The organism is Serratia proteamaculans (assembly GCF_008830365.1).
GTDB lineage: Bacteria > Pseudomonadota > Gammaproteobacteria > Enterobacterales > Enterobacteriaceae > Serratia > Serratia proteamaculans.
The window spans coordinates 148,822-174,257 of sequence record NZ_WBKI01000002.1 but is presented as its reverse complement, the minus strand read 5'-3'; the positions used below and the strand labels follow the sequence as shown (position 1 = coordinate 174,257).

Here is a 25,436-nt window from a genome sequence, read left to right as displayed (position 1 = left end):
CAAAATCAAGGAGCCGGGATGAGCACAAAATCCCCCGAGCAGACCAACCCCGAAGTTCTGCGTGCCCTGGTGACCGGTGTACTGGCCGCCTTTGAACACCCGACGTTAAAAAATAATCTGACCGCGCTGAAAGCGATCCACCATTGCGCGCTGTTGGACCATGTGTTGCACATTGAATTGACCATGCCATTCGCCTGGCAGAGTGGTTTTGAAGAGCTGAAAGATACCGTCAGCGCAGAACTGTTGCGCGTGACCGGTGCTGAGGCGATCGACTGGAAATTGAAGCATGACATTACCACTCTGAAACGGGCCAACGATCAGGCCGGCATCAAGGGTGTGCGTAATATTATTGCTATCAGTTCCGGCAAGGGCGGGGTGGGCAAATCCACGACGGCCGTTAACCTGGCGCTGGCGCTGGTCGCTGAAGGTGCCAAGGTCGGTATTTTGGATGCTGACATCTACGGCCCGTCGATCCCGAATATGCTGGGTACCGAGAATGAACGCCCAACCTCGCCGGACGGCCAGCACATGGCGCCAATCGTGGCGCACGGTCTGGCAACCAATTCTATTGGTTATCTGGTGACCGACGACAACGCCATGGTGTGGCGCGGCCCAATGGCCAGCAAGGCGTTAATGCAACTGTTGCAGGATACGCTGTGGCCGGATCTGGACTATCTGGTACTGGATATGCCGCCGGGCACTGGTGATATTCAGTTGACGCTGTCGCAGAACATTCCGGTTACCGGGGCGTTGGTGGTTACTACGCCGCAGGATATCGCGTTACTCGATGCTGCCAAGGGCATCGTGATGTTCGAAAAGGTTCACGTGCCGGTATTGGGCATCGTGGAAAACATGAGTGTGCACATTTGCAGTAACTGCGGTCACCATGAGCCTATTTTCGGCACCGGTGGGGCTGAGAAGCTGGTGAAGAAATATCACAGTCGCCTGCTGGGGCAACTGCCGCTGCACATTTCGCTGCGCGAGGATTTGGATCGTGGCGAGCCGACGGTGATAAGCCGTCCGGACAGCGAATTTGCTGAGCTGTATCGTCAACTTGCCGGTCGTGTTGCCGCGCAGATGTATTGGCAGGGTGAGGCTATTCCTACAGAAATCTCTTTCCGCGCGTTGTAATCACCATTGGCTAAAAAACAAAACCCCGGACAAGTTCCGGGGTTTTGTTTATGGAGCAACGGGCAGCTTATGCAAATCCGCTCGGGTGTATGGGCGTTCGATTTGTGCTAATACGGTGGCAATATGTTCTAACAGGCCCTGTGTTGGTGCCGGTTGCCGAAAGCCCATCAGAACCATCGGCAGAGCCAGTGCCACAACGATCTGCGGTGTGGATAGGTGTGGCCGCGGCTTGCCACGCTGTAGCCACAGGAACAGCGAGCTGGCCAGATAGCCAAGTACCAGGCCGCTCACCACTTCCGAAGGCGAATGCACATGGATTGCCAGCCGCGATAACCCGATAGTGAGGGGCAACACCAAACCTACCACCAGTGCGATGCTACGAACCGCATGTGAAAAACGTCCGGTCAGCGTCCAGAGCAATACTGGCCAAATACTGGCCGCTAGCGCAGAGTGGCCGCTAAAACCGGTAAAGTCATAGCTTTTTATGCCAATGCCCCAACCCATAAAGGCCAGTTTTGAGGCGCATACCACACCGCCGGCGCAGCCGAAGATCAGCGCCCATTGCCAGCCGGCAGTCCGGGTGGTGCGCGGAGCGACCAGCACGGCAAAAAGAATCAATGAGCAGGGTAACAACAACATGCTGTCGCCAAAAAATGTCAGAAAATGCCAGTCCAGCACGTTAGTCTCCGGTGAAATACAACATCCTATTTCAAGGATAATCATCAAGCCGCCGAGTTTACCCTGTCATGCGGGATTGCCCTAGACGCATTAGTCTTAAAACCGTGGAGCGCTGGTTATGGCAAAATAACCTGAGATAGCGGCCCGGCGGCGACAATATAGGCTGGCGCTATGGCCGCTAACTCCCTATAATTGTCCCGTTTTAGCTCCCCCCCTTCACACTACGAAATCAGGTCTTCAATTTTATGACTGACAAGCCGCATCAGTGCGTCATTATTGGTATAGCTGGCGCATCTGCCTCCGGAAAAAGCCTTATCGCCAGTACGTTATATCGTGAACTTCGCGATCAGGTCGGCGATGAACATATCGGCGTTATTCCTGAAGACAGTTACTACAAAGACCAGACTCACTTGACCATGGAAGAACGCGTCAAGACAAACTATGACCACCCGAGCGCCATGGACCACAACCTGCTGTTTCAGCATCTGCAAATGTTGAAATCAGGCAAGGCGATAGAGTTACCCTTGTACAGTTACACCGAGCACACGCGGAAGAAAGAGACCATTCACCTGGAACCGAAAAAGGTGATTATTCTTGAGGGGATCCTGCTATTGACGGATATCCGTCTGCGTCAGGAAATGAACTTCTCGATCTTTGTCGATACGCCATTGGACATTTGCCTGATGCGCCGCATGAAGCGAGATGTGAATGAGCGTGGCCGCTCGATGGATTCGGTCATGGCGCAATACCAGAAAACCGTCCGCCCGATGTTCCTGCAGTTTATCGATCCTTCCAAACAATACGCCGACATTATCGTCCCACGCGGTGGCAAAAACCGCATTGCGATCGACATTCTGAAAGCCAAAATCAGCCAGTTCTTTGAATAATGCCGTTCAATGGCCGGAAAGTTGGTGTTTCCGGCCGGCGGGCAACTTTTTACGCTGCGACGTAGACCTTTCGCCCGTTGTGTGGCAATTTTTGTTTTAGTGACACGCCTTGATGGAGATAAATAATGAGACTGTGCGACCGTGATATAGAAGCCTGGCTGGATTGTGAAAAACTGGTGATTTCACCGCGTCCGCCGATTGAGCGTATTAACGGGGCCACGGTGGATGTCCGTTTAGGCAATCAGTTCCGTGTGTTTCGTGGCCACACCGCTGCGTTTATCGATCTGAGCGGGCCAAAAGATGAAGTCAGTGCGGCGCTGGACCGTGTGATGAGTGATGAAATCGTCTTGCCGGAAGGGGAGGCCTTTTTCCTGCACCCGGGTGAGCTGGCGCTGGCGGTCACGCTGGAGTCGGTCACGCTGCCAAACGATCTGGTCGGTTGGCTGGACGGTCGTTCTTCTCTGGCACGTCTGGGCCTGATGGTTCACGTTACCGCGCACCGTATCGATCCTGGTTGGCAGGGCCGAATTGTCCTGGAGTTCTATAATTCAGGTAAGCTGCCATTGGCGTTGCGCCCGGGCATGCTGATCGGCGCACTGAGTTTTGAACCTCTGTCCGGGCCGGCAGCACGTCCTTACAATAGCCGGCAGGATGCAAAATACCGCGATCAGCAGGGCGCAGTCGCCAGCCGAATCGACAAGGACTAACAGCGCTGGAAGCACGGTCGGTGTGGCGCTGACAAGAGGATGGCATGAGAAGATTTCTGACGACTTTGGTGATTTTACTGGTGGTGCTGGTGGCGGGGATGTCTGCGCTGGTGTTGTTGGTCAATCCGAATGATTTTCGTGCCTACATGGTCACGAAGGTTGAACAAAAGAGTGGTTATCATCTGACGCTGGATGGCGATCTGCGCTGGCATATCTGGCCACAGCTCAGCATTCTATCCGGCCGCATGACGCTGACTGCACCCGGGGCGAAAGCACCGGTGGTGAGTGCAGATAATATGCGCCTTGATGTCAAACTGCTGCCACTGCTGTCACATCAATTGTTTGTGAAACAGGTGATGCTGAAAAATGCTGTCATCCGTCTTACCCCTGACAGTGAAGAACAAAACCAACCGGACGCGCCTATCGCGCCGGCAGGTCACTCTGAAGAGTCGATAGACACGCCGTGGAAATTTGACATCGATAATCTGCGGGTGGTGGACAGTCTGTTGATTTGGCAGCGCGCCAATAACGAACAGATTAACGTTCGCGATATTAACCTCACCTTGCAACAGAATGCCAAACGCCAGGCGCAAATGGAGCTTTCCAGCCGGGTGAATCGCAATCAACGCGATCTGACTTTCAGCATGGCCGCAGATATCGATCTGCAACAATATCCGCGACGAATTGCCGCTAATGTCACCCAGTTCAGTTACCAACTGGAAGGCGCGGACATACTGGCCGGGGGTATTAAAGGCGATGGCAGTGCTCAGGTGGTGTATCAACAAACCCCGCAGCAAGTCGCGCTAAGCCAACTGAGCCTGAGTGCCAATGACAGCACCTTTATCGGTGGTGCCAGCGTCAAGTTCGGTGAGATACCAGCCTATAAGCTTGACCTGACATCTGCCGCGGTGAATTTTGATGCCTTCACTGGCTGGCAGTCCAGTAGTTCCCAGGTGCCGCAAGCACAGAACATGACTTCTTCACCGGTCATTGCCAGCCAAATGGATGATCCGCAGCAAAATCTTGAGGTGTTGCGAGAATTTAACGCTCAACTTAATTTGAGCGTGGATCAATTAATCTATCGAGGCATGAATATTACCCACCTTTCTACGCAAGCGGAAAACCTCCAGGGGTTGTTAACGTTGCATTCGCTTGCTGGGCAAGTAGCGGGCGGTGACTTCGCTTTACCTGGATCCCTCGACGCGCGGGGTAAACGCCCGGTAATTTCAGTGCAGCCGGTGGTGAAGCAGGTTGAACTTGGCACCGTTCTGAAGGCGTTCGATATGCCGCAAATCATGACCGGTAAGTTCAGTATGCAAGGGGATTTAACCGGCGATCGTCTTACATCACAGTCATTTGAGCACCGCTGGCAGGGCACGGCTCAACTGGCGATGCAGGACGCACAACTTCATGGTCTGAATATTCAGCAGTTGATTCAGCAGGCGGTGGCGCGTAATGACAGTAGCGTGCGCGGACAGGACGATTACCAGCGTTATACCGAGGTGAAACAGTTGTCGGCCAAAGCCAGTCTGAACCATGGCACGATAAAAATCACCGAGCTGGGCGCCGACTCTCCTTTGTTGAACCTGAACGGCAGCGGCACGGTGGATATGCCGGGCAAACAGTGTGATGTGGCACTGAACGTCCGCGTCACCGGCGGTTGGAAAGGGCGCGACGATTTGATCGAGGAGTTGCAGAAAACGCCGATCCCGCTGCGGGTTTATGGCCCGTGGAACCAGCTTAACTATCAATTGCAGGTCGATCAGGTTTTGCGTAAGACACTGCAGAACCGGGCGAAGGATGCGCTGAACAAGTGGGCCGATAAAAACAAGGATTCGCGCGAAGGACAGGATCTTAAAAAGCTGCTCGACAAGCTCTAATTACAAATTGTGCGGGCCGGTCCGCGGCCCGCATGCTCTGTAAACCCTGCCAGAGTATTTCCCTTTCCCAATAATTTCCTCCCGTAACATTGACGAACATCATGATGCATTTGACTGAGTTTGTGCAGAGTGTGCGCAGTAAAGCGATTTGCACGCTTTGGCATGGTCAATAACGATAATGATAAGTTGAGGGAATATGATAGAGCTTCTGATTGGGGCGGTCGTCGCGGCGGGTGTTGGCCGTTACATCATCAAGGGTTACTCCGCTACCGGTGTATTGATGGTAGGTGGCCTATTGCTGTTGGCCATCAGTGCCCTGATGGGCAAAAGCCTGTTGCCTGCCAGCGCCGCCTCTACCGGATGGCGCGCGACCGACATCATTGAGTACGTCAAAATTCTGCTGATGAGCCGCGGGGGCGATCTTGGCATGATGATTATGATGTTGTGCGGGTTTGCGGCTTATATGACGCACATTGGCGCCAATGATGTGGTAGTGAAACTGGCCTCCCGTCCACTGCAGATGATTAACTCCCCGTATCTTCTGATGGTGGCAGCCTATTTTGTTGCCTGCCTGATGTCATTGGCGGTCTCATCTGCCACCGGCCTGGGCGTATTACTGATGGCTACGCTATTCCCATTGATGGTCAACGTGGGTATCAGTCGCGGTGCGGCGGCAGCGATCTGCGCTTCGCCGGCGGCGATTATTCTGGCACCGACCTCGGGTGATGTGGTGCTGGCGGCCAAGGCGGCGGAAATGCCGTTGGTTGATTTTGCCTTTAAAACTACGTTACCCATCTCGATTGCGGCGATTGTTTGCATGGCGATTGCGCATTTCTTCTGGCAGCGCTACCTCGACAAGAAGGCCAACGAACAGCACCATATTATGGATGTGAGTGAAATCACCACGCACGCCCCGGGGTTCTATGCCGTACTGCCTTTCACGCCAATCCTTGGGGTGTTGGTATTTGACGGCAAATGGGGACCGGAACTGCATATCATCACCGTGTTGGTAGGCTGTATGTTGTTGGCGGCGGTGATTGAATTCCTGCGTAGTTTCAGCGCCAAACAGGTATTTAGCGGTCTGGAGGTTGCTTATCGCGGCATGGCGGACGCCTTTGCCAGCGTAGTGATGCTGTTGGTGGCCGCCGGCGTATTCGCCCAGGGGCTTAGCACCGTCGGATTTATCAGCGGACTTATCAGTCTGGCGCAGTCGTTCGGTACCGGTGGCATTATCATGATGCTGGTACTGGTGGTGATTACCATGCTGGCAGCTATGACGACCGGTTCTGGGAACGCACCTTTCTATGCTTTCGTTGAACTCATTCCCAAGTTGGCGGCGCAGATGGGGGTTAATCCGGCTTATCTGGTGATCCCGATGCTGCAAGCGTCAAACCTGGGGCGTACTTTGTCGCCGGTTTCCGGTGTGGTGGTTGCGGTGTCCGGCATGGCAAAAATCTCACCGTTCGAAGTGGTGAAACGCACTTCAGTACCGGTGATTGTTGGGTTGATCGTGGTTATTGTGGCGACGGAATTGCTGGTTCCCCAGCATTTGTAATGGCGGCCGGGCGATGCCCGGCCCCGGTTTAAACCTCGTAGTCTGGTTCTGGTACTAACAGCGGGGTGATTTTCACCTTTAAAATACGGTGGCTACTGACTTCAAGTGGTTCAAACAGGTAGTCACCGATCCGCAACTGCTCGCCTTCCTGAGGAATGCGCTGGCTGTGTTCCATCAGCAGGCCGGCCAGCGTGTGGTATTCACGCTTTTCTTCCAGCGGTAGCGGCAAATACAACACCAAATCTTCCAGCGGCATATAGCCATTGGCCGTCCAGCTTCCGTCATCATTTTGCACAATGTCATGGCGGGCATCGACTTCTTCACCGGCTTCCGGCAGGTTACCGGCGATGGTTTCCATCACATCGGTTAGCGTGACGATCCCTTCCACCGAGCCGAACTCATCAACCACAAAGGCAAAATGCGTCTGCGCCTGGCGGAATTGCTCCAGCGCGCTCAGCAGGGTTAACTGCTCGGGGAAAATCAGCGGCTGCAGCACCAGCGCGCGTAAATCTAGCGGGGCTTGGGTCAGCTGTTGTTTCAACACGTCAATAGTGTGAATAACGCCGAGCGGTTCATCGCTGGCACTGTTTTCCACCACCACGATGCGCGTATGCTGGTTTTTTTCCAGCAGTTGGGTCAGCTTTTCCTGTGGGTCATTCAGCTCAAGGTACTCCACATCATGTCGAGAAGTCATGATGCTGCTTACCGTACGCTGGGCCATGCCCAACACGCGTTCGATCATATGGCGTTCCTGCTGATTGAAAATCTCGCCGCTCTCACTGTCGCTGTCAGCCAGCAGGTTGGCTGAGTGGCTGTCGACTTCTGCTTCTTCATGTTTGCCGCTCAGCATGCGCAGCACGGCCTCTGCCGTCCGTTCGCGCAATGGTCGCACTTTGGAAAGAAAACGGCGGCGATTGAACTGCGATAGCTGGTTCAAAGCTTCAATCATCACCGAGAAACCAATGGCGGCGTACAGATAACCTTTCGGAATGTGGTAGCCAAAGCCTTCGGCAACCAGACTGAAACCGATCATCAACAGGAAGCTCAAGCACAGGATGACAATCGTAGGGTGGGCATTGACGAAACGCGTTAGCGGCTTACTGGCAAGCAACATCAGGCCGATAGCAATACAAACCGCAAGCATCATTACTGCCAGGTGATCGACCATGCCAACGGCGGTGATCACCGAGTCGAGTGAAAAGACGGCATCCAGTACCACGATTTGCGCCACTACCGGCCAGAAACGGGCGCCTTTTCGCTGACCCTGTTGTTCTTCGTCTTTGCCCTCCAGCCGCTCATTCAGCTCCATCGTGGCTTTGAACAGCAGGAAGACCCCACCAACCAGCATTATAAGATCGCGGCCACTGAAGGGGTGCCCAACGGCAGAAAACAGTGGCTGAGTGAGTGTCGCCAGCCATGATATGGAGGCCAATAACGCCAGACGCATCAGTAACGCCAGCAATAAACCCACAACACGGGCTTTATCTCTTTGATGCTTTGGGAGCTTTTCCGCCAGGATGGCGATAAAGATAAGGTTGTCTATACCCAGAACGATTTCCAGCACGACCAGAGTGGCCAGGCCGGCCCAAATTGTTGGATCTGCGATCCATTCCATACGCCCAATTTCACCTGTAAGTTCGACGGCTTATCCCGCAACCGAATGATGGGTGTTGAGCCGGGAAAATTCAACTTTAAAACAGGGGACATACAAGCGACATGAAAAAGCCAAGCAAAAATAATGCATAAAAAATCATCTCTGTAAGAAGCGTTCAGGGTGTGGGAACGTTTGGAATGGGGGATTTTCAGAAAAAGGAGGTATATTGGGCAGAGATGGGTATGAGAGCCTACGGGTAAAGAAATAGACAATATAATTTTTAAAAATCAATCCGTTATAGATTCATATTGCTGCTACACTTTGTTCAGTCTGCTCCAGTGGGTAGTCTTATTCTGAAAAGGGCATCCAACGGGTATCTTAGGCTTGTATCGATACGGTAATAGTATAAGAATCTTAGCCACATAAACATTTACAAGTATCATCGTTTGGTTATAAGGGCGTATTTGTTTTCTTTTTTCTGTGATCTACCTATCGCTTAAAAAGCGAGTATGGCCCCTAATTTACATCAAAGTGAGATTGGAACCCTCAATCACCCCATAGAGAACGATGACAGTACACTGGTAGCTGAAAGCCAGGGGCGGTAGCGTGTCTAAATCATGCGCCCAGGGCTGGGTGAGCATCTGGGTACAGAATTAGGTCGGCTACGCTGTAGTTATTTGATTTTGGATGAAAAAAACATGCAAAAAAGATTGAAAGCTGTGATCCCCGTTGCTGGCTTGGGAACTCGTATGTTGCCGGCAACAAAAGCCATTCCTAAAGAAATGCTGCCGGTGGTCGATAAACCACTGATTCAGTACATTGTGAATGAGTGTGTGGCGGCGGGGATCAAAGATATTGTGTTGGTCACCCACTCCTCCAAAAATGCGATCGAAAACCATTTTGATACCTCGTTTGAGCTTGAGGCCGTTTTGGAATCGCGCGTTAAGCGCCAGTTACTGGAAGAAGTACAGACTATATGCCCGGCAGATGTGACGGTGATGCAAGTACGTCAGGGTCAGGCTAAAGGGTTGGGTCATGCGGTGTTGTGTGCCAAGCCTATGGTAGGCGATGAGCCTTTTGTCGTCTTGCTGCCTGACGTGTTGTTGGATGACTCCACGGCGGATCTGCGTAAAGAAAATCTGGCCAAGATGATCGAGCGCTTCGCGCAGACCGGCTTCAGCCAAATCATGGTAGAACCGGTACCGGAACAGGATGTTTCTAAATACGGCGTCGTCGATTGCGGCGGTGCAGCACTGTCGGCAGGGGAGAGCACCCCAATGACAGCGGTGGTAGAAAAGCCGGCGCTTGAAGATGCACCATCTAATCTGGCAGTGGTAGGGCGCTATGTCCTGTCCGCCGATATTTGGCCGCTGTTGGAAAAAACCTTACCGGGTGCCGGTGATGAAATTCAGTTGACCGATGCCATTGCGGCATTGATGGGGCAGGAAACCGTAGAAGCTTTTCATATGAGCGGAAAATCGCATGACTGCGGCGATAAGTTGGGTTATATGAAGGCATTCGTACAATACGGGCTGCGCCACACCTCCGAAGGCGAAGATTTTACCCAGTGGCTAAAACAAACGCTGAACAGCAAGTAAGAGTTACGGCTGAGAAGACGATCATAAGATATCAAGAGGATTACCATGACTAAGTTAAAAGCTGTCATTCCCGTTGCAGGTCTGGGTATGCGTATGCTGCCTGCAACCAAGGCTATTCCAAAGGAAATGTTGCCGATCGTTGATAAGCCGCTGATTCAATACATTGTTAATGAGTGCGTTGCTGCGGGGATCAAAGAGATCATCCTGGTGACGCATTCATCCAAGAATGCAATCGAAAACCATTTTGATACCTCCTTCGAGTTGGAAGCGATGCTTGAAGCGCGCGTTAAGCGCCAGTTGCTCGATGAAGTGCAATCTATTACACCGAAAGGCGTAACACTAATGCATATTCGTCAGGGGCAGCCACAAGGCTTGGGGCATGCGGTGCTTTGTGCCAAGCCGCTGGTAGGGGACTCACCTTTTGTAGTTCTGCTGCCGGATGTCTTGCTTGACGACGCCAAAGCCGACCTGAAGAAAGACAACCTGCCGCATATGATTAGTCGCTTTGAACAGACGGGTTTGAGCCAGGTGCTGGTTCAGGCTGCGGATGCGCATGTTTTGCACGACTACTCGGTGGTTGAATGCGAAGCCAATAAACTGCAGCCCGGCGAAAGCTCACGTATGACCTCTATTATCGAAAAACCCGGTCATGAAGTCCCGCTGAAATCTAATTATTCTGCGGTAGGGCGCTATGTTCTTTCTGCCGATATTTGGCCGATTTTGGAAAAAACAGAGCCAGGCGCGTGGGGGAGAATTCAACTGACAGATGCCATTGCCGAGTTGTTGAAACACCAACCGGTTGAAGCGACAGAGTTGGTGGGAGAATCGTTCAACTGCGGCGAAAAAATGGGTTATCTGCGGGCGTTTGTTACTTATGGCCTGCGTCATCCAACTCAGGGGAAAGCGTTTCGAGAGTGGGCTGAGCAACTTTCATTATAATGATAATTACGAAAATTTTTTGGCTACCTAAGAGCAATTCTGAGGTGGCCTTTCTCTGTGTTTAGCAGAAAGCGTTTAGATAGGCATACTCTTTTTTTTGATTATTATGCAATAATGTTGTTGACGTTACTTTTATAATAGCAGGTGCGAGTTCAATGCTTGCGCAATGAGTGCGAACTTTTCATACCTGCTTGAGTAGTTGACAAATCATTTTGCTGAGTGCCGCGATAGCGCTACGTTGGCCCGGGGCTTAGCACCACAAACATTCTTAATTTGATAGTGATGATAACTCGATGGCAAAAAAACAATGGAAACTGATACCTCTTTTGGTGTCAATTAGTGTGATTAGCGGTTGTACGATGGTGCCGGGATCTCACCTTTCGACAAGTGGAAAAGATGTAGTAAAACAAAATGATAGCGACTTTGATATCGACAAGTTGGTAAATATTTATCCTATGACGCCAAGCCTCGTTGAAAAAATGCGGCCTAAACCTGTGGTTGCACAGCCAAACTCTTCACTTGAGCGAGAACTGCAGAATTATGAATACCGCATCGGCGTCGGTGATGTGCTGATGGTCACTGTATGGGATCATCCGGAACTGACAACGCCAGCTGGCCAGTACCGTAGTGCCAGTGATACCGGCAACTGGGTTAACTCAGACGGTACGATTTTCTACCCGTACATTGGCAAAGTAAAAGTTGCGGGTAAAACGATGGTTCAGGTTCGAAATGAGATATCCAGCCGTTTAGCACAATATATAGAAAGTCCACAGGTGGATGTAAGCATTGCAGCGTTTCGTTCGCAGAAAGTATATGTGACAGGTGAGGTCGCAACTTCAGGCAAACAAGCTATCACAAACGTACCTTTAACTGTTATGGACGCTATCAATGCTGCCGGCGGGCTAGCCGAAAATGCGGATTGGCGAAATGTAGTGTTGACGCATAATGGTAAAGAACAGCGTATTTCTTTGCAGGCTTTAATGCAGAGAGGTGATCTTATGCAAAACCATCTGCTTTACCCTGGTGATATTCTTTATGTTCCACGTAATGATGACCTGAAAGTTTTCGTTATGGGCGAAGTGAAGAAGCAAACTACGCTGAAAATGGACCGCAGTGGAATGACGTTAACCGAAGCGTTGGGCAATGCTGAAGGTATGGACCAAAGCTTCTCGGATGCCACTGGGGTTTTTGTTATTCGCCCGCTACATGGTACTGACGCTCAAAAATTGGCCAATATTTATCAGTTAAATGCATCTGACGCAGCCGCGATGGTAATGGGAACTGAATTTCATCTTCAACCGTATGATATAGTTTATGTGACAACTGCACCTGTTGTCCGTTGGAATCGGGTTATTAGTCAGCTTGTACCTACAATCACCGGGTTTAATAACTTAACCGAAGGTTCATTACGCATCCGTAATTGGCCATAGTCTTGGTGACAAGTATGTTTGATTCTATTTTGGTTGTATGCGTAGGTAATATATGCCGCTCCCCTACCGGGGAGCGGTTATTAAGAAATGGTCTACCAAATAAGAAGATCAGTTCGGCTGGGCTTGGTGCCTTAGTTGGTAAACCTGCAGATACTCGAGCAACAGAAGTTGCTGAACAACATGGCCTTTCTCTTGATGGTCACGAAGGAAGACAACTTACAGCTACTATGTGTCGTGAATATGATTTGATTCTGGTTATGGAAAAGGGACACATAGATGCAGTCTGCAAGCTGGCTCCTGAAGTTAGAGGAAAAACTATGCTTTTTGGACATTGGCTGGATAAACGAGAAATTACAGATCCTTTCCGCCAGAGTCGTGAAGCTTTTGAGTTTGTATATCTCCTTCTTGAAGAATCCTCCCTGCAATGGGTGAAAGCCTTAAGCCGATAATCAGTCAGGACTACCAATGTCAGAAAAAAATAGAGTAAATAATTCGGGAAATGATAAAACAGATGACGTCGATTTGGGACGTCTGCTGGGTGAGTTAGTCGATAATCGTTGGCTGATCATTGGCGTTACTACATTGTTTTTAACCTTAGGGATATTATATTGTTTATTTGCTACGCCTATTTACCGAGCGGATGCTATGGTACAGGTAGAGCAAAATGCAGGTAATTCGCTACTTAATAATATTAGCCAGATTTTACCTAATAACCAACCTGAGTCGGCTCCTGAAATCGAGTTATTACGGTCAAGAATGATCTTGAGTAAAACGGTAGATGACTTGAATTTACGTGTTGTCGTCGAACAGGAGTATTTCCCGATATTCGGGAAAGGATATTCTCGGCTTGTGAAAGAAAAGTCAGGAAACCTTATGGTTTCGAGATTTGAAATTCCAGCAGATTGGATTGACGAACCTTCAGTAGTTGTAAAAGTTAACGAGAACGGTGGTTTTAGTATCATAAAAGATGGTGCTGAAATTGCCACTGGCAAAAGTGGTGAGGTAATTAGAAAAGGCCAACTAGCAATTTTGATAGACAAAGTTGAAGCTAAAAAAGGAACTAGTTTTAAAGTTTCCAAGATTAGCGAGTTGGCAGCCATTAATATTTTACTCGATAAGTTTGAGGTTGGCGATAAAGGGAAAAACACTGGGGTTTTAGGTTTAGGTATGACTGGAGAGAATCCAGTACTTATAAAAGAAATACTAAACTCGATTGCAAGAAATTATCTTGAGCAGAACGTAGAGAGAAAGTCTGAAGAAGACGCTAAGAGTTTAGGTTTTTTGAATGATCAGTTACCTAAAATACGTGAGTCTCTCGATATAGCAGAAGAAAAACTTAATAAATTCAGACAGAAAAATGATTCTGTAGACTTGTCCCTGGAGGCTAAATCTGTTTTAGATTCTATTGTGTCTGTTGATACTCAGCTAAACGAGTTGACCTTTAAAGAAGCTGAGATTTCAAAGCTCTATACAAAAGTTCACCCCTCGTATAGAGCTTTGTTAGAAAAACGAAAGACTTTAGAAGATGAAAGGGACAAGCTAAATAAACGCGTAAGTGCAATGCCGAATACACAGCAAGAAATTTTACGTTTAAGTCGGGATGTGCAGTCTGGTCAAGAAGTATATATGCAATTGCTGAATAAAGAGCAGGAGCTTAATATATCCAAGGCTAGTACTGTAGGTAATGTACGCATAATTGATAAGGCCATAACACAAGTAAAACCTGTAAAACCACGTAAAGCAATAGTGCTCTTATTAAGCATTATTCTGGGCGGGGCAATATCAACAGGATATATACTCCTGCGTGCGTTCTTGCATCGAGGAATTGAAAGTCCCGAGCAATTGGAAGAATTAGGGATCAACGTTTACTCAAGCGTACCACTTTCAGAATGGCAGCGGAAAAAGGATTTAGAATTCCGTTCAAAAAATAAAAAGAAAAATGCGGATTCTAATCTGCTTCTTGCATTCGGTAACCCTGCCGACCTTGCGATAGAAGCAATTCGTAGTCTGAGAACTAGCTTACATTTTGCAATGATGGAAGCAAAGAATAATGTTTTGATGATTTCAGGTGCAAGTCCAGGAATCGGTAAAACATTCATCTCAGCAAACTTGGCTGCTGTTATTTCCCAAACAGGTAAGAAGGTGCTATTTATTGATAGCGACATGCGAAAAGGCTATGCGCATGAGCTAATTGGCTTAGATGGCAAGAATGGACTATCTGATGTGTTGTCAGGGAAATTAAATGTAGTAGAGTCAATTAAAAAAACGTCATTTGAAAATTTTGATTTTATGCCTCGGGGACAAGTTCCACCGAACCCTTCAGAACTACTCATGCATAGTCGTTTTTCTGAAGTTATCGAATGGGCATCTAAACATTATGATTTTGTATTGGTAGATACGCCACCTATATTAGCCGTTACTGATGCTGCAATAATTGGGAAGCATGTTGGCACCGCGTTAATGGTTGCCCGTTTTGAGCTGAATAGTCCAAAAGAGGTCGAGGTCAGTATAAGGCGGTTTGAACAAAATGGTATTGATATTAAGGGCGTGATACTGAATGCGGTAATGAAAAAGGCTTCAAACTATTATAGCTATGGCTATGATTATTATGATTACAGTTATAAGTCTAAAAGTTAGTTAATTATAAGCGTCGGCTATGAGGGTGGGTAGCCCTCATAGCCTTTAAAAGATGTTTCACACTCCAAAAAATCACCAAAAAGTTTATTATTTTCTAACAGTTGATCTCATAGAGGTTTTAATTTTAAAACACACAGAAGTCATGTCGCTTAGCTTATATATTTGGCGTTGCGCATGGTCATGCTAAGGTTTTATTATACTAATGCTTTATTATACTAATGCTTCTACATTCATATTGGGATTGTTAGGCTGAATTAACTGTAATTAAAATTAAAGGTAATTATATGAGTGCGCGAGTTTACTCAAAAAGAACAAACTTTATAAAGCTTATTTTAGCTCTCTCCGATTTTGTGTTTTTTACAGTATCTTTATTTTTAGCTATTTTCCTCGTGGGTTTCTTCGGCGGCGATGTTAATGAATTTATTCCTGATACAGAAATGCCTGCTCGTGTATTAACCCACATTTCATTAGGAATACTATGTATTGGGTGGTTTTGGGTAAGATTACGACACTATACCTATAGGAAACCTTTTTGGTTTGAACTAAAGGAAATACTCCGAACAATATTAATATTTGCTGTATGTGATCTTGCGATAGTAGCATTCTCAAAGTGGCAGTTTTCACGATACGTGTGGGTGATTACCTGGACACTTACTTTACTGCTGGTTCCGCTTGCACGAGCTGTAGCTAAGCGTTTATTGAATAAGTTTGGGTTGTGGCAGAAACATACTGTTATTATTGGGACGGGAAAAAATGCCCGTGATGCATATGCTGCCTTACAGAGTGAAGAGGTTTTGGGATTTGCTATTTGCGCTTTCTTTTCAAGCGGAGAAAAATGTGATAAAGAGCTGTTAGGAAAACCAATAATTAGCGATGAAAAAGAGCTTTGGATGCAGTGTGATCCTGAGACGACCCAGTTTATAGTAGCTCTTGAATTTGATCAGCATGCGTTGCGTGATCAGTGGCTAAAAAAACTTGCAAAACATCACTGTCGTTCAATATCTGTAATACCGACGTTAAGAGGTGTTCCTTTGTATGGTACAGATATGTCGTTTATTTTTAGCCACGAAGTCATGATATTGCGTGTGAGTAATAATTTAGCGAAAAGGACTTCGCGGTTTGTGAAACGCTGCTTTGATATTATTGGTGCGTCCGCTATTATTATTCTTTTGTCACCTGTGCTTGTAATACTGGTTTTCCTGGTTTCTAAAGATAGAGGTAATGCAATATACGGACATGAACGTATAGGTCGTGACGGACATAAGTTTAAGTGTCTGAAGTTTAGATCAATGGTTGTTAACTCACAAGAAGTGCTTAAAGCGTTATTAGAGAGTGACAGTGATGCGCAAGCTGAATGGAACAAAGATTTTAAATTGAAGAATGCCCCACGGATAACAAAAGTTGGAAAGTTTATTCGTAAAACTAGTCTAGATGAACTTCCTCAATTATTTAACGTTTTGAAAGGAGAGATGAGTTTAGTTGGGCCTCGTCCAATAATCGAAAAAGAGTTGGAGCGGTATGCTGGTGACGTAGATTATTATCTGATGGCCAAGCCAGGGATGACGGGGTTATGGCAAGTCAGCGGCCGAAACGATGTTGATTATGATACAAGAGTATATTTTGATGCGTGGTATGTGAAAAACTGGTCACTGTGGAATGATATCGCTATTTTATTCAAAACCATAAATGTAGTTTTGAAACGTGATGGCGCATATTGAGTGTTGTTAAATCCATAAAATAGTAAAGATAAGACACCATAATTTATTGAGGCTTTATGTTGAAAGATAAAAAAATAGCTATTGTTTTCACTGCCTCGATTGTTGGTGGTCATGAGCTAATGGCAGTTGAGCACATCAAAAAATTCAACAGAAAAGGTTTTTCAATAACATGTTATATACCAAAAGATAATAATAAGCTTAAAGCTATTTTTAAACTTAATAATATAGATTTCATTTCTCATAAAGTTGTTCATAGAAAACTAGAGTCGATACAAAGCTTCATTAACCCTATTTTTGTTCTTGATTCCCTAATGTTTTTACATGGAGTGAATAAAACCTCGGACGAGATAGTCATTATTCAAGGGGATATAGAGTTAGGGGCAGGGTTTATCAATGCGGCAAAGCTAATTGGGTATCCAATTGTTAGTTACATACCCTACGCACATGATTTTGATGTTATGGGCAGTAAGTTTTCAAAAGTAAAAAATTTACTGTCTAATATTTTATATAGAAATTGTCAGCGCTACATAACAATTTCGCATTGTTTTAAGAGTGAGATAATATCTAAAAATAAAAAATCGGTTGTAAAGGTTATCAGAAATTTTGTATCAGAACCGCCCATTCAACAAGTAAGAGGAAAAGGTTATTTCTTTGAGCGAAAGGATGGGGTTCTGAAATTGCTAATGGCAGGTCGTGTTTATTTTAGACAGAAAGGACAAGACTTGTTAATTGAAGCGCTCAGAGGCATAGATCAAAGAATAGAACTCACCGTTATTGGTGATGGCCCGGATTTAAAAAAATTGATAACTTTAGCATCAACGTTGCCTAAGAACATTACAGTAACATTTCTTGGGTGGAAGGATAATGTATGGGACTATGCACAAGATATAGACTTAATATTGATACCTTCAAACTTTGAAGGGGTTCCCCTAATAATGCTAGAGGCCATGAAAAGAAATGTTCCAGTAATAGCTTCTGCGAGAGATGGAATGGCTGATTATTTGGAAAGAAAATCATTATATGATGTCGCTGGTGTAACTGATGAAGTCAAAATTATGAACCTGCGCAATAAAATTAAGGAGTTTGCTGAGGTTGAGTGATAAATTTCACTGTGTTAGAATGTAAAATATTGTGTAAGGTGAAACAATGAATTATAATGAGTATAGAGTGTGGGTGGTTGTCAGATGAAGAAAATAGTCAATATACTGATTGTCATTTTACTCGGTTTTGCTACTTTAGATGGATTAAGAGATACATTTTTCCCTGACAACCCAATATCTTATATTAAAGAAGCTGGAGCGGTTCTGTTATTTTTTATATTATTTATTGTTTCATATAAAAGACAGATAAATATAAATAGTCGGTTCATTCTTGTTTGCAATTTCTTTACGATTTTTTTAGTGTTGGTGAGTTTGGTTACAACAAAGTTTGCGATTTCGGGGGCAACTAGAGGTACTCTCTCTTTTGGTGGTTGGAGTGTATGGATAAAACTGCTATCATTCTATTGCCTAATGAATGCACTTTATTTATTACGGTGTAATTATCCATCAATATTTTACAGAATACCAAAAGCCTATATAAAATTTTCGTTATTATATTGCGCATTAACTCTATTCTTCATTTTCTCAGGACTAAGCTCTCAGTTGACTCAACGAAATTGGGGAGGGCGATTGTCAATTGGATATCCGACAATGGATAGCCTTATTCTTGTTGTGTCAATTATATTTTCTATTTATTTTATAAAATCAAAAACATTAAAATCATTATTTATTTCAGTTTTTGTTATTGTCATGCTGATGCAAAATACTGCCTCGGGTTATGTTATGCTATTTGTGCTTTTCCTATTTAGTACTGTATTTCTTAAGGGGCTGTACAAAATAATCCCTGTTATGTTTAGTGGTATATTAGGTGTTGTTGGGTTTTATGTTTACAATTATTGGTATATGGATATGGGGGCCTTTGGCTACCTTTTCGTTGATAAAGTGAATGGTTTCTTGTTAGGTTCAGATACTAGCTCTATAGAATTAAGACAACAACAAATCAGCTATTTAATGGATGATATGAATTCATATATGCTATATTCAATTTTTGGCAAAGGGGGAGAGGAGGCTTATTTAGTAGAAAGTACATACTATGCACTATATGGGTTTGTTGGTGGAGTGGGTGTTTTTCTCTTCGCATTGTTATTCATATTTCTTCTATTTAAACTACCTGCTTCATTCTCTAATGCCTCATTCTATTGTCATAGCTTTATTATTATGTCAGTGTTCTTGATTTCTTGCGCGGGTCTTATAGGTTTTTATTTGTTCCCAATGATTTTTGTTTTGGCATATTTAATTTCCGTCTATAGTGCAGCTGAAGTAACTCATGAGAACAATATAAAGGAACTAGCATGAAGGATATTTATTACGATTCGCGGTGGTGTGGAAGCCATGGTATTGGTCGTTTTGCCACTGAGATAAAAAAGTCAAAGCTAAAACTGATCGATATTCCCCTTGATGGAAATCCAGCAGATAAGTATGACGTTTTTAAGTTAACTATTGCATTATCTAGAATTGATGGGTTGTACTTTTCCCCCGGATATAATGCCCCGCTTCTTTTCTTAAAAAATACAGTGATAACTGTACATGATCTGAATCATATCGATTTAACATATAATAGTTCATTTTTGAAGAGACATTACTATAATTTAGTGTTAAAACGAGCATGTAGACATTGTGCTAAGATTCTCACTGTGTCGGAGTTCTCAAAGCAAAGAATAATAGAATGGGCTCGAGTGTCAGCTGAAAAGATTGATGTTGTTGGTAATGGAGTATCGAAAGAGTTTAATAATCATATCGATTCGTATCGTCCTGGATATCCTTATATTTTTATTGTTGGAAACCGTAAGCCTCATAAGAATGAAGAGCGAGCTCTTCAAGCTTTCCTAGATGCTAATATATCTACTGATATTAAACTTGTTTTTAATGGTAGCTTGTCATCAAGCTTGAAAGAAATTATTGAGCAATATGGCGCAACAAACCGTGTATCATTTTTGGGGCACTTGAGCAATGATGAATTAGCTAGTGTATATAAAGGTGCTGAATTGCTTTTGTTCCCTTCACTTTATGAAGGTTTTGGGCTTCCTGTAATCGAAGCTATGGCTTGCGGAACCCCAGTTATAACGTCTAACTCTACCTCTTTGAAGGAAATATCTGCAAATGCTGCCTGTTTAGTCGATCCGGAAAGCCTTGAGGATATTACGGTTGCAATTGAGAAAGTTATAAATAATGTTGATTATAAAAATAGTTTAATTAAATCTGGCTTTGAACGCTCAAGTTTTTACACATGGGAAAAAACCATACAAAAAGTCGAGAGTGCAATAAATCCACTTCTCTAATTAATCTGCATACCTCTAGTTTAATAACTTAAAAATACTTAAATGTATACCGGAGAGGTTATGAAAACCATTAGAAAAATGCTTTTTTCAATAGCGCTATTTGGATTTTATTCAGTTAAATGTTATTCGTTTGAGCTCGGTGTTGGCACACATTTAGCTTTCTATCCAAATAGCGACGATTATTATATACAATTGGCGAAAAGTTATGGATTTACCTCATTGAGGGATGAAGTCTCTTGGCAGCAAATAGAAAAAACACCAAAGGTTTATTCGATACCTAAAATAATAGATAAAACGGATAGTGCATTCTCTAGCATTAAGAGTGATGTATCGATGATTCTTATTCTTAGCTATGGAAATGTTTTGTATACTCAAGGTGGATATCCTCAAAATGATGATGATATTCAAAAGTTTTCTGATTATTCATCTTGGGTCGTTGAACGTTACAAGGGCCGGGTTAAGTATTATGAAATTTGGAACGAATGGCTTGTTGGAACAGGAGTAAGCAATAAAAAAATAAAAAGACCGGGGGATGATGTTTTTTTATCTTTAGTGAAATCTGCATCTTATGCAATAAAAAAGGTGGACAATGAAGCAGTTGTAATGACTGGAACAATTAATCCGCTGAAGCCACAAGAAAGAAAATGGATATATAGTTTAGTAGGCAATGGGCTACTTAAGTATGTAGATGCGATCTCCATTCACCCTTACTCATTCCAGTTCAAAGGAAGCTCGCTGCAGACGCCGGAAGGTAATTTAATTGAAGTAGATAAATTCGAAGAGGAACTAAAAAAAATAGAGGGAAAAGAAATTCCATTATATATAACAGAGGTTGGGTATCCGACTATTTATGCGGGTGGTGGATTCTCTCCGGAGAAGGCTGGTGTTGATACACTTAAATATTCATTACTTGCAAAGGCTAGAAGTTATATTCGAGGTATTTGGTGGTATGATTTTATTGATGATGGGAAAAGTTTTTTTAACAGAGAACATCATTTTGGTTTATTAGATATCGACCAAAAACCTAAACCATCGGCATTGTATTTGAAAGAATTTAGAAATTTAATTAAGTATTCTAACGTAAAAATAATAAGACAATCAGTCAATGGCATAGTGGAAGTTAATATTTCCAGTCGAAGTAAATCGATTACTATTCAATGGGATAATTCAAAGTCAGATTCCGATCTTGTTTTTATTGAGCAATTACGGCTGGCTAAGAAAGAATTGAATTACTAATGTAGCCTTCAATTCTGTACTAAAGTATAAAAATAAATGTATTTATTGTTATCGTGAGAAACTCAAGTGGTTGATAAAAAGGTAATGGCAAGAAATACCTTCATGTTGTTTGGGCGAATGTTACTAATTATGTTCGTAACCTTTTATACATCAAGAATGGTATTAGGAGCGTTGGGCGTCTACGATTTTGGCTTATATAGTGTCGTTGGTAGTATAATTGTTCTTTTCTCATTTATACAAAACGTCTCTGCTTTAGCGACACAGCGTTTCTTATCCGTAGGACTGGGAAGGCGAGATGATGAATGGACAAATAATGTATTCAATACCAGTATTATTGTTCATCTTATCATTTGCGGATTGATATTATTTTTGGCTGAGACGGTAGGATTATGGTTTCTACTACACAAATTAAAAGTGCCCGCTGAAAGGTTGAATGATATTTTTTGGGTATATCAAATATCTGTGATCTCATTACTTTTTCAGATAATGCAAACGCCATTTATGGCATCACTCATTGCCTGTGAAAAAATGGATCTATTTGCAAAGATAGGTATTTTTGATGCATTTCAGCGATGGTTAATGGTTTTTCTTTTCATTTGGATTGGGTTCGATAATAAAATTGTCAGTTACGCTTTATTTTTGCTAGTCGGTTATATATTTGTTTTTTTTGTTTACGTAATAATTTGCACGTCAAAAATAACCATTTGTAAAATAAATATAAAATTAAAAGAAAATATATCACTTATTAAAGAGATCCTTTCGTTTTCAAGTTGGTCGATGATAGGTTCTTTGAGTGTTGTTGGACTATCTCAAGGGACAGCTTTGCTCACTTACTATTTTGTCGGTGTAGTTGCAAATGGTTCAATTTGGCTTTCCGAACAGGTTTTAATTGCATTCAACAGAGTTATTGGTACATTACAGACGGCAATAAATCCTCAAATTATAAAGCAGTACTCAATTGGGAATGGTAAGGAGGTTTCGTCATTAATATCTTTGTCATATAAATTGACGGCATTTGTCATTTTGATTTCTGCAGTGCCTGCTTTCGCTGAAGCTGAATACATTACTGGCCTATGGTTAAATCAAGTCCCTCCATACTTGGTTGACCTTGTTAAAATTGTTATAATATATATATTAATTGATTCTTTATCAGGCCCATATGTAACAGCAATCTATGCGGTTGGGAAATTAAGGAACTATCAATTTTTTGTTTCAGGAATCATGATTTTTTCGTTGCTACTGACTTATATTTTGTACTATTCTGGATTTTCGATATACATAGCTGTATCTGCAAGAATTTTATGTGCTTTTTGTTTACTGCTTTTTAGGGTCATATATGTAAGTAAGGCAATAGGAATTGAGGCCCGAACATTTATATTTTTTGACTTTCCGAAGTTGGCCTCAGTTGCCTGTCTATCTATATTACTCAGTAATTACATAAATGGTTTGTTAATTGATGGTTTTGTAGGTCTGATAATACTAATATTTTTGAATGCACTTTTTGTTTTAATTATGTTCTTTCTCATCATACTTAGCTCCCAGGAGAGAAAGAAAGTTACTGCTTTGATAAAAAAACGGTTTTAAGTTATTTACAATAGAGACATGTAAAGGTGAGAATAATGAGTTCCAAATATAGCTTATTGACATATGAAAGTGATATTTACATTAAGAGAAACTGGATTAATTTGGGTGACTATGTTCAGAGTACTGCTGCAAAGCAGTTTATCCCATCGGTAGATACTTTTATTCCACGCGATCACATGAATTCATATAATGGTGATCCTGTGAAAATGATAATGAATGCCTGGTATATGGATATTCCAGAAAATTTCCCACCATCTAATGATATAGAACCTCTTTATGTTTCAATACATATCAACTCAACTATTGTAGATAAAATATTTAGCCCTGCTGCTATTGCCCATTTTAAAAAATTCCAGCCAATAGGGTGTCGTGATTTTTATACGAGAGACCTGCTAATTTCAAAAGGGATCGATGCATATTACTCTGGATGCATGACCTTAACGCTTGGTCAAAAATACAAGCGAGACAATATCACAGATGATGTCTATTTTATTGACGTTATGTATGACTCAATGACAATTCCTGAGTTGGTTAGACAGCCGTTGAGATTTGGTAAACGTATTCTGAATGGACGCGCGTTTGAGTTCTCTCATCGTAATAAGGTATTGAAAAAATACTTCGATCGCGAATTGATTAATAATGCGAAGTTTGAAACACAGATAATTCCTTATATTTCCGCGAGGGAGGGGTTTAGATTAGCAGATGATTTTCTTAAACGCTTGGCTAATGCGAAGTTAGTCGTAACTTCTAGAATCCATACTGCATTACCATGCTTAGCCATGGGAACTCCTGTTATTTTTGTTAACGGTGGGTTCAAAAATAAAATTGATAACTGCCGGTTTGATGGGCTCTTTGATTTCTTCAACAGAATTGACGTTGATGCTAGTGCAAACTCAACAATTAATTTTAATTTTGATGGTGAAAAAATAGGATTGAACAGCAATATCACGAATAAAAAATTACATTTAGAATATGCTGAAAAGTTAATTGAAACTTGCAATTCATTCGTTTGATTTTTATATATTTATTGCTTTTATAGCGAAATATAACGCATATCAGATTTGATTGTTTTTACATTGTTAATGAACTTCATTACAATACGTAAAAAAATAGTTAGAACCCTCCCTGTAGTACAGGGGGGCGCATTTGATAGTGTTTACATAGCCGTAGTTTTAAAGTTATTTCTATTTTTCATAAAGCTAATATTACTTTAAGTGCTATCATTTTTGATTATATACAGTATATAGTTAGTAATGATGCTGAAACATTCTTATAAAAGGTATAGACATGTCTCGGGATTTAAGTGTTGGGCTTGTAGCGGATTGGTTAGTAACATATGCTGGAGCAGAAAAGGTCATTGCTGAGTTTATAAACATTTTCCCCGATTCCGATCTATATTCTATTGTGGATTTTTTATCAGATGAAAATAGATCTCTTTTCAATAACAAAAGAGCGACTACTAGTTTTATTCAAAAACTTCCTAAATCTAGAACAAAATATCAAACTTATCTACCTTTAATGCCACTTGCTGTAGAGCAATTGGATGTTTCAAAGCACGATATTATTTTATCTAGCAGCCATGCCGTAGCAAAAGGTGTTCTTACCGGGCCTGATCAGTTACACATCAGCTATGTTCATTCACCAATTCGATATGCTTGGGATTTACAGCACCAATATTTGCGTGAAGCTGGTTTGAATAAAGGTCTTAAAGCCCAAGCAGCTCGCTGGTTACTTCACAAAATAAGAATGTGGGATTGTCGAACAGCTAATGGAGTTGATCATTTCATTGCCAACTCTCAATTTATTGCCCGTCGTATTAAAAAAGTATATGGTAGAACTGCTGATGTTATCTATCCCCCTGTTGATGTCGATAGGTTTACCCTTAATGAGGCCAAAGAAGATTACTATTTTACGGCATCAAGAATGGTTCCCTATAAACGTATAGATCTTATCGTCGAAGCTTTTAGTCAAATGCCAGATAAAAAACTTGTAGTAGTTGGTGATGGCTCGGAAATGGATAAAATAAAATCAAAGGCTAAAATGAATATAGAGATTCTTGGCTATCAATCAAATAGCGTGATGCAAGAGCATATGCAAAAAGCTAAGGCCTTCATTTTCGCGGCAGAAGAGGATTTTGGCATAACGCCTGTAGAGGCTCAGGCATGTGGTACACCAGTTATTGCTTTCGGCAAAGGTGGTTCATTAGAAACAGTGAGGCCTTATGGTGTAAGCAACCCGACAGGCATTTTCTTTGAAGAGCAAAGTGTCGCTGATATAATTAATGCAGTTGGTAGTTTTGAAAATATCATTGATAAGATATTACCTTCTGATTGTCGCAAAAATGCGGTTCGGTTTTCTAATGATCGTTTCCAGACTGAGATAAAAAAATACATTGATGCGAAGTGGGATGTTTTTTTGAATTCTAAGTCAATTAAATATTAGTTTATTTTTTGTTAAAAATTTAAATGTTTTTACATAAGATG

20 protein-coding genes are annotated in these 25,436 nt (G+C 43.2%); 18 read left to right on the top strand and 2 right to left on the bottom strand.

Annotated features, from left to right (window positions below):
• Positions 1–18 precede the first annotated feature (18 nt).
• On the top strand, positions 19–1,131 hold the full coding sequence (apbC, locus tag F8R23_RS09770; protein WP_099064119.1) for an iron-sulfur cluster carrier protein ApbC: 1,113 nt from the start codon (positions 19–21) through the stop codon (positions 1,129–1,131).
• Between the two features lie 48 nt (positions 1,132–1,179).
• On the opposite strand, the gene F8R23_RS09765 is transcribed toward apbC, so the two are convergent.
• Positions 1,180–1,809: a phosphatase PAP2 family protein gene (locus tag F8R23_RS09765; protein ID WP_129937378.1), complete on the bottom strand. Its 630-nt coding sequence runs from the start codon at positions 1,807–1,809 to the stop codon at positions 1,180–1,182.
• Positions 1,810–2,054: 245 nt separating this feature from the next.
• On the opposite strand from F8R23_RS09765, the gene udk reads away from it, so the two are divergent.
• From udk to dcuC, 4 genes are all read left to right on the top strand, one after another.
• Positions 2,055–2,696: a uridine kinase gene (gene udk, locus F8R23_RS09760; protein WP_012006009.1), complete on the top strand. Its 642-nt coding sequence runs from the start codon at positions 2,055–2,057 to the stop codon at positions 2,694–2,696.
• 125 nt (positions 2,697–2,821) lie between these two features.
• Entirely contained in the window at positions 2,822–3,403 is a 582-nt protein-coding gene (gene dcd, locus F8R23_RS09755) for a dCTP deaminase (RefSeq protein ID WP_012006010.1), read from the top strand.
• Positions 3,404–3,447: 44 nt separating this feature from the next.
• Entirely contained in the window at positions 3,448–5,283 is a 1,836-nt protein-coding gene (gene asmA, locus F8R23_RS09750) for an outer membrane assembly protein AsmA (protein WP_129938478.1), read from the top strand.
• Positions 5,284–5,479: 196 nt separating this feature from the next.
• A complete protein-coding gene (dcuC, locus tag F8R23_RS09745; RefSeq protein WP_112348276.1) occupies positions 5,480–6,838 on the top strand; it encodes an anaerobic C4-dicarboxylate transporter DcuC in 1,359 nt (452 codons plus the stop codon).
• Positions 6,839–6,866: 28 nt separating this feature from the next.
• Here dcuC and F8R23_RS09740 read toward each other — a convergent pair whose 3' ends face one another.
• Entirely contained in the window at positions 6,867–8,453 is a 1,587-nt protein-coding gene (locus F8R23_RS09740) for a TerC family protein (RefSeq protein ID WP_129938477.1), read from the bottom strand.
• A gap of 677 nt (positions 8,454–9,130) precedes the next feature.
• Between F8R23_RS09740 and galU the strand changes: the two genes are divergently transcribed.
• The 13 genes from galU (at position 9,131) to F8R23_RS09675 (ending at position 25,395) form a co-directional block, all read left to right on the top strand.
• Entirely contained in the window at positions 9,131–10,030 is a 900-nt protein-coding gene (gene galU / locus F8R23_RS09735; protein ID WP_151415571.1) for a UTP--glucose-1-phosphate uridylyltransferase GalU, read from the top strand.
• Positions 10,031–10,075: 45 nt separating this feature from the next.
• The gene (locus tag F8R23_RS09730; protein ID WP_151415570.1) at positions 10,076–10,969 is read left to right on the top strand and encodes a sugar phosphate nucleotidyltransferase; all 894 of its coding nucleotides are present in this window, start codon (positions 10,076–10,078) and stop codon (positions 10,967–10,969) included.
• 293 nt (positions 10,970–11,262) lie between these two features.
• The gene (locus tag F8R23_RS09725) at positions 11,263–12,399 is read left to right on the top strand and encodes a polysaccharide export protein (RefSeq protein ID WP_151415569.1); all 1,137 of its coding nucleotides are present in this window, start codon (positions 11,263–11,265) and stop codon (positions 12,397–12,399) included.
• 14 nt (positions 12,400–12,413) lie between these two features.
• Entirely contained in the window at positions 12,414–12,848 is a 435-nt protein-coding gene (locus F8R23_RS09720; RefSeq protein WP_151415568.1) for an arsenate reductase/protein-tyrosine-phosphatase family protein, read from the top strand.
• 16 nt (positions 12,849–12,864) lie between these two features.
• Entirely contained in the window at positions 12,865–15,036 is a 2,172-nt protein-coding gene (gene wzc / locus F8R23_RS09715) for a tyrosine-protein kinase Wzc (protein WP_151415567.1), read from the top strand.
• A gap of 284 nt (positions 15,037–15,320) precedes the next feature.
• Complete coding sequence (gene wbaP, locus F8R23_RS09710) at positions 15,321–16,754, top strand: undecaprenyl-phosphate galactose phosphotransferase WbaP (RefSeq protein ID WP_151415566.1); 1,434 nt, start codon at positions 15,321–15,323, stop codon at positions 16,752–16,754.
• Positions 16,755–16,810: 56 nt separating this feature from the next.
• Complete coding sequence (locus tag F8R23_RS09705) at positions 16,811–17,854, top strand: glycosyltransferase family 4 protein (RefSeq protein ID WP_151415565.1); 1,044 nt, start codon at positions 16,811–16,813, stop codon at positions 17,852–17,854.
• Positions 17,855–17,938: 84 nt separating this feature from the next.
• Positions 17,939–19,150, top strand: a complete 1,212-nt coding sequence (locus F8R23_RS09700) for a hypothetical protein (RefSeq protein WP_151415564.1) — start codon at positions 17,939–17,941, stop codon at positions 19,148–19,150.
• Positions 19,147–20,133, top strand: coding sequence for a glycosyltransferase family 4 protein (locus tag F8R23_RS09695; RefSeq protein WP_151415563.1), 987 nt, complete (start codon positions 19,147–19,149; stop codon positions 20,131–20,133). The genes F8R23_RS09700 and F8R23_RS09695 overlap by 4 nt, the downstream gene beginning before the upstream one ends.
• 60 nt (positions 20,134–20,193) lie before the next feature.
• Complete coding sequence (locus tag F8R23_RS09690) at positions 20,194–21,369, top strand: cellulase family glycosylhydrolase (protein WP_170287983.1); 1,176 nt, start codon at positions 20,194–20,196, stop codon at positions 21,367–21,369.
• Positions 21,370–21,435: 66 nt separating this feature from the next.
• Positions 21,436–22,953: an MATE family efflux transporter gene (locus F8R23_RS09685; RefSeq protein ID WP_151415561.1), complete on the top strand. Its 1,518-nt coding sequence runs from the start codon at positions 21,436–21,438 to the stop codon at positions 22,951–22,953.
• Positions 22,954–22,988: 35 nt separating this feature from the next.
• Complete coding sequence (locus F8R23_RS09680) at positions 22,989–23,966, top strand: polysaccharide pyruvyl transferase family protein (protein WP_151415560.1); 978 nt, start codon at positions 22,989–22,991, stop codon at positions 23,964–23,966.
• A gap of 274 nt (positions 23,967–24,240) precedes the next feature.
• Entirely contained in the window at positions 24,241–25,395 is a 1,155-nt protein-coding gene (locus F8R23_RS09675) for a glycosyltransferase family 4 protein (RefSeq protein WP_151415559.1), read from the top strand.
• Positions 25,396–25,436 lie beyond the last annotated feature (41 nt).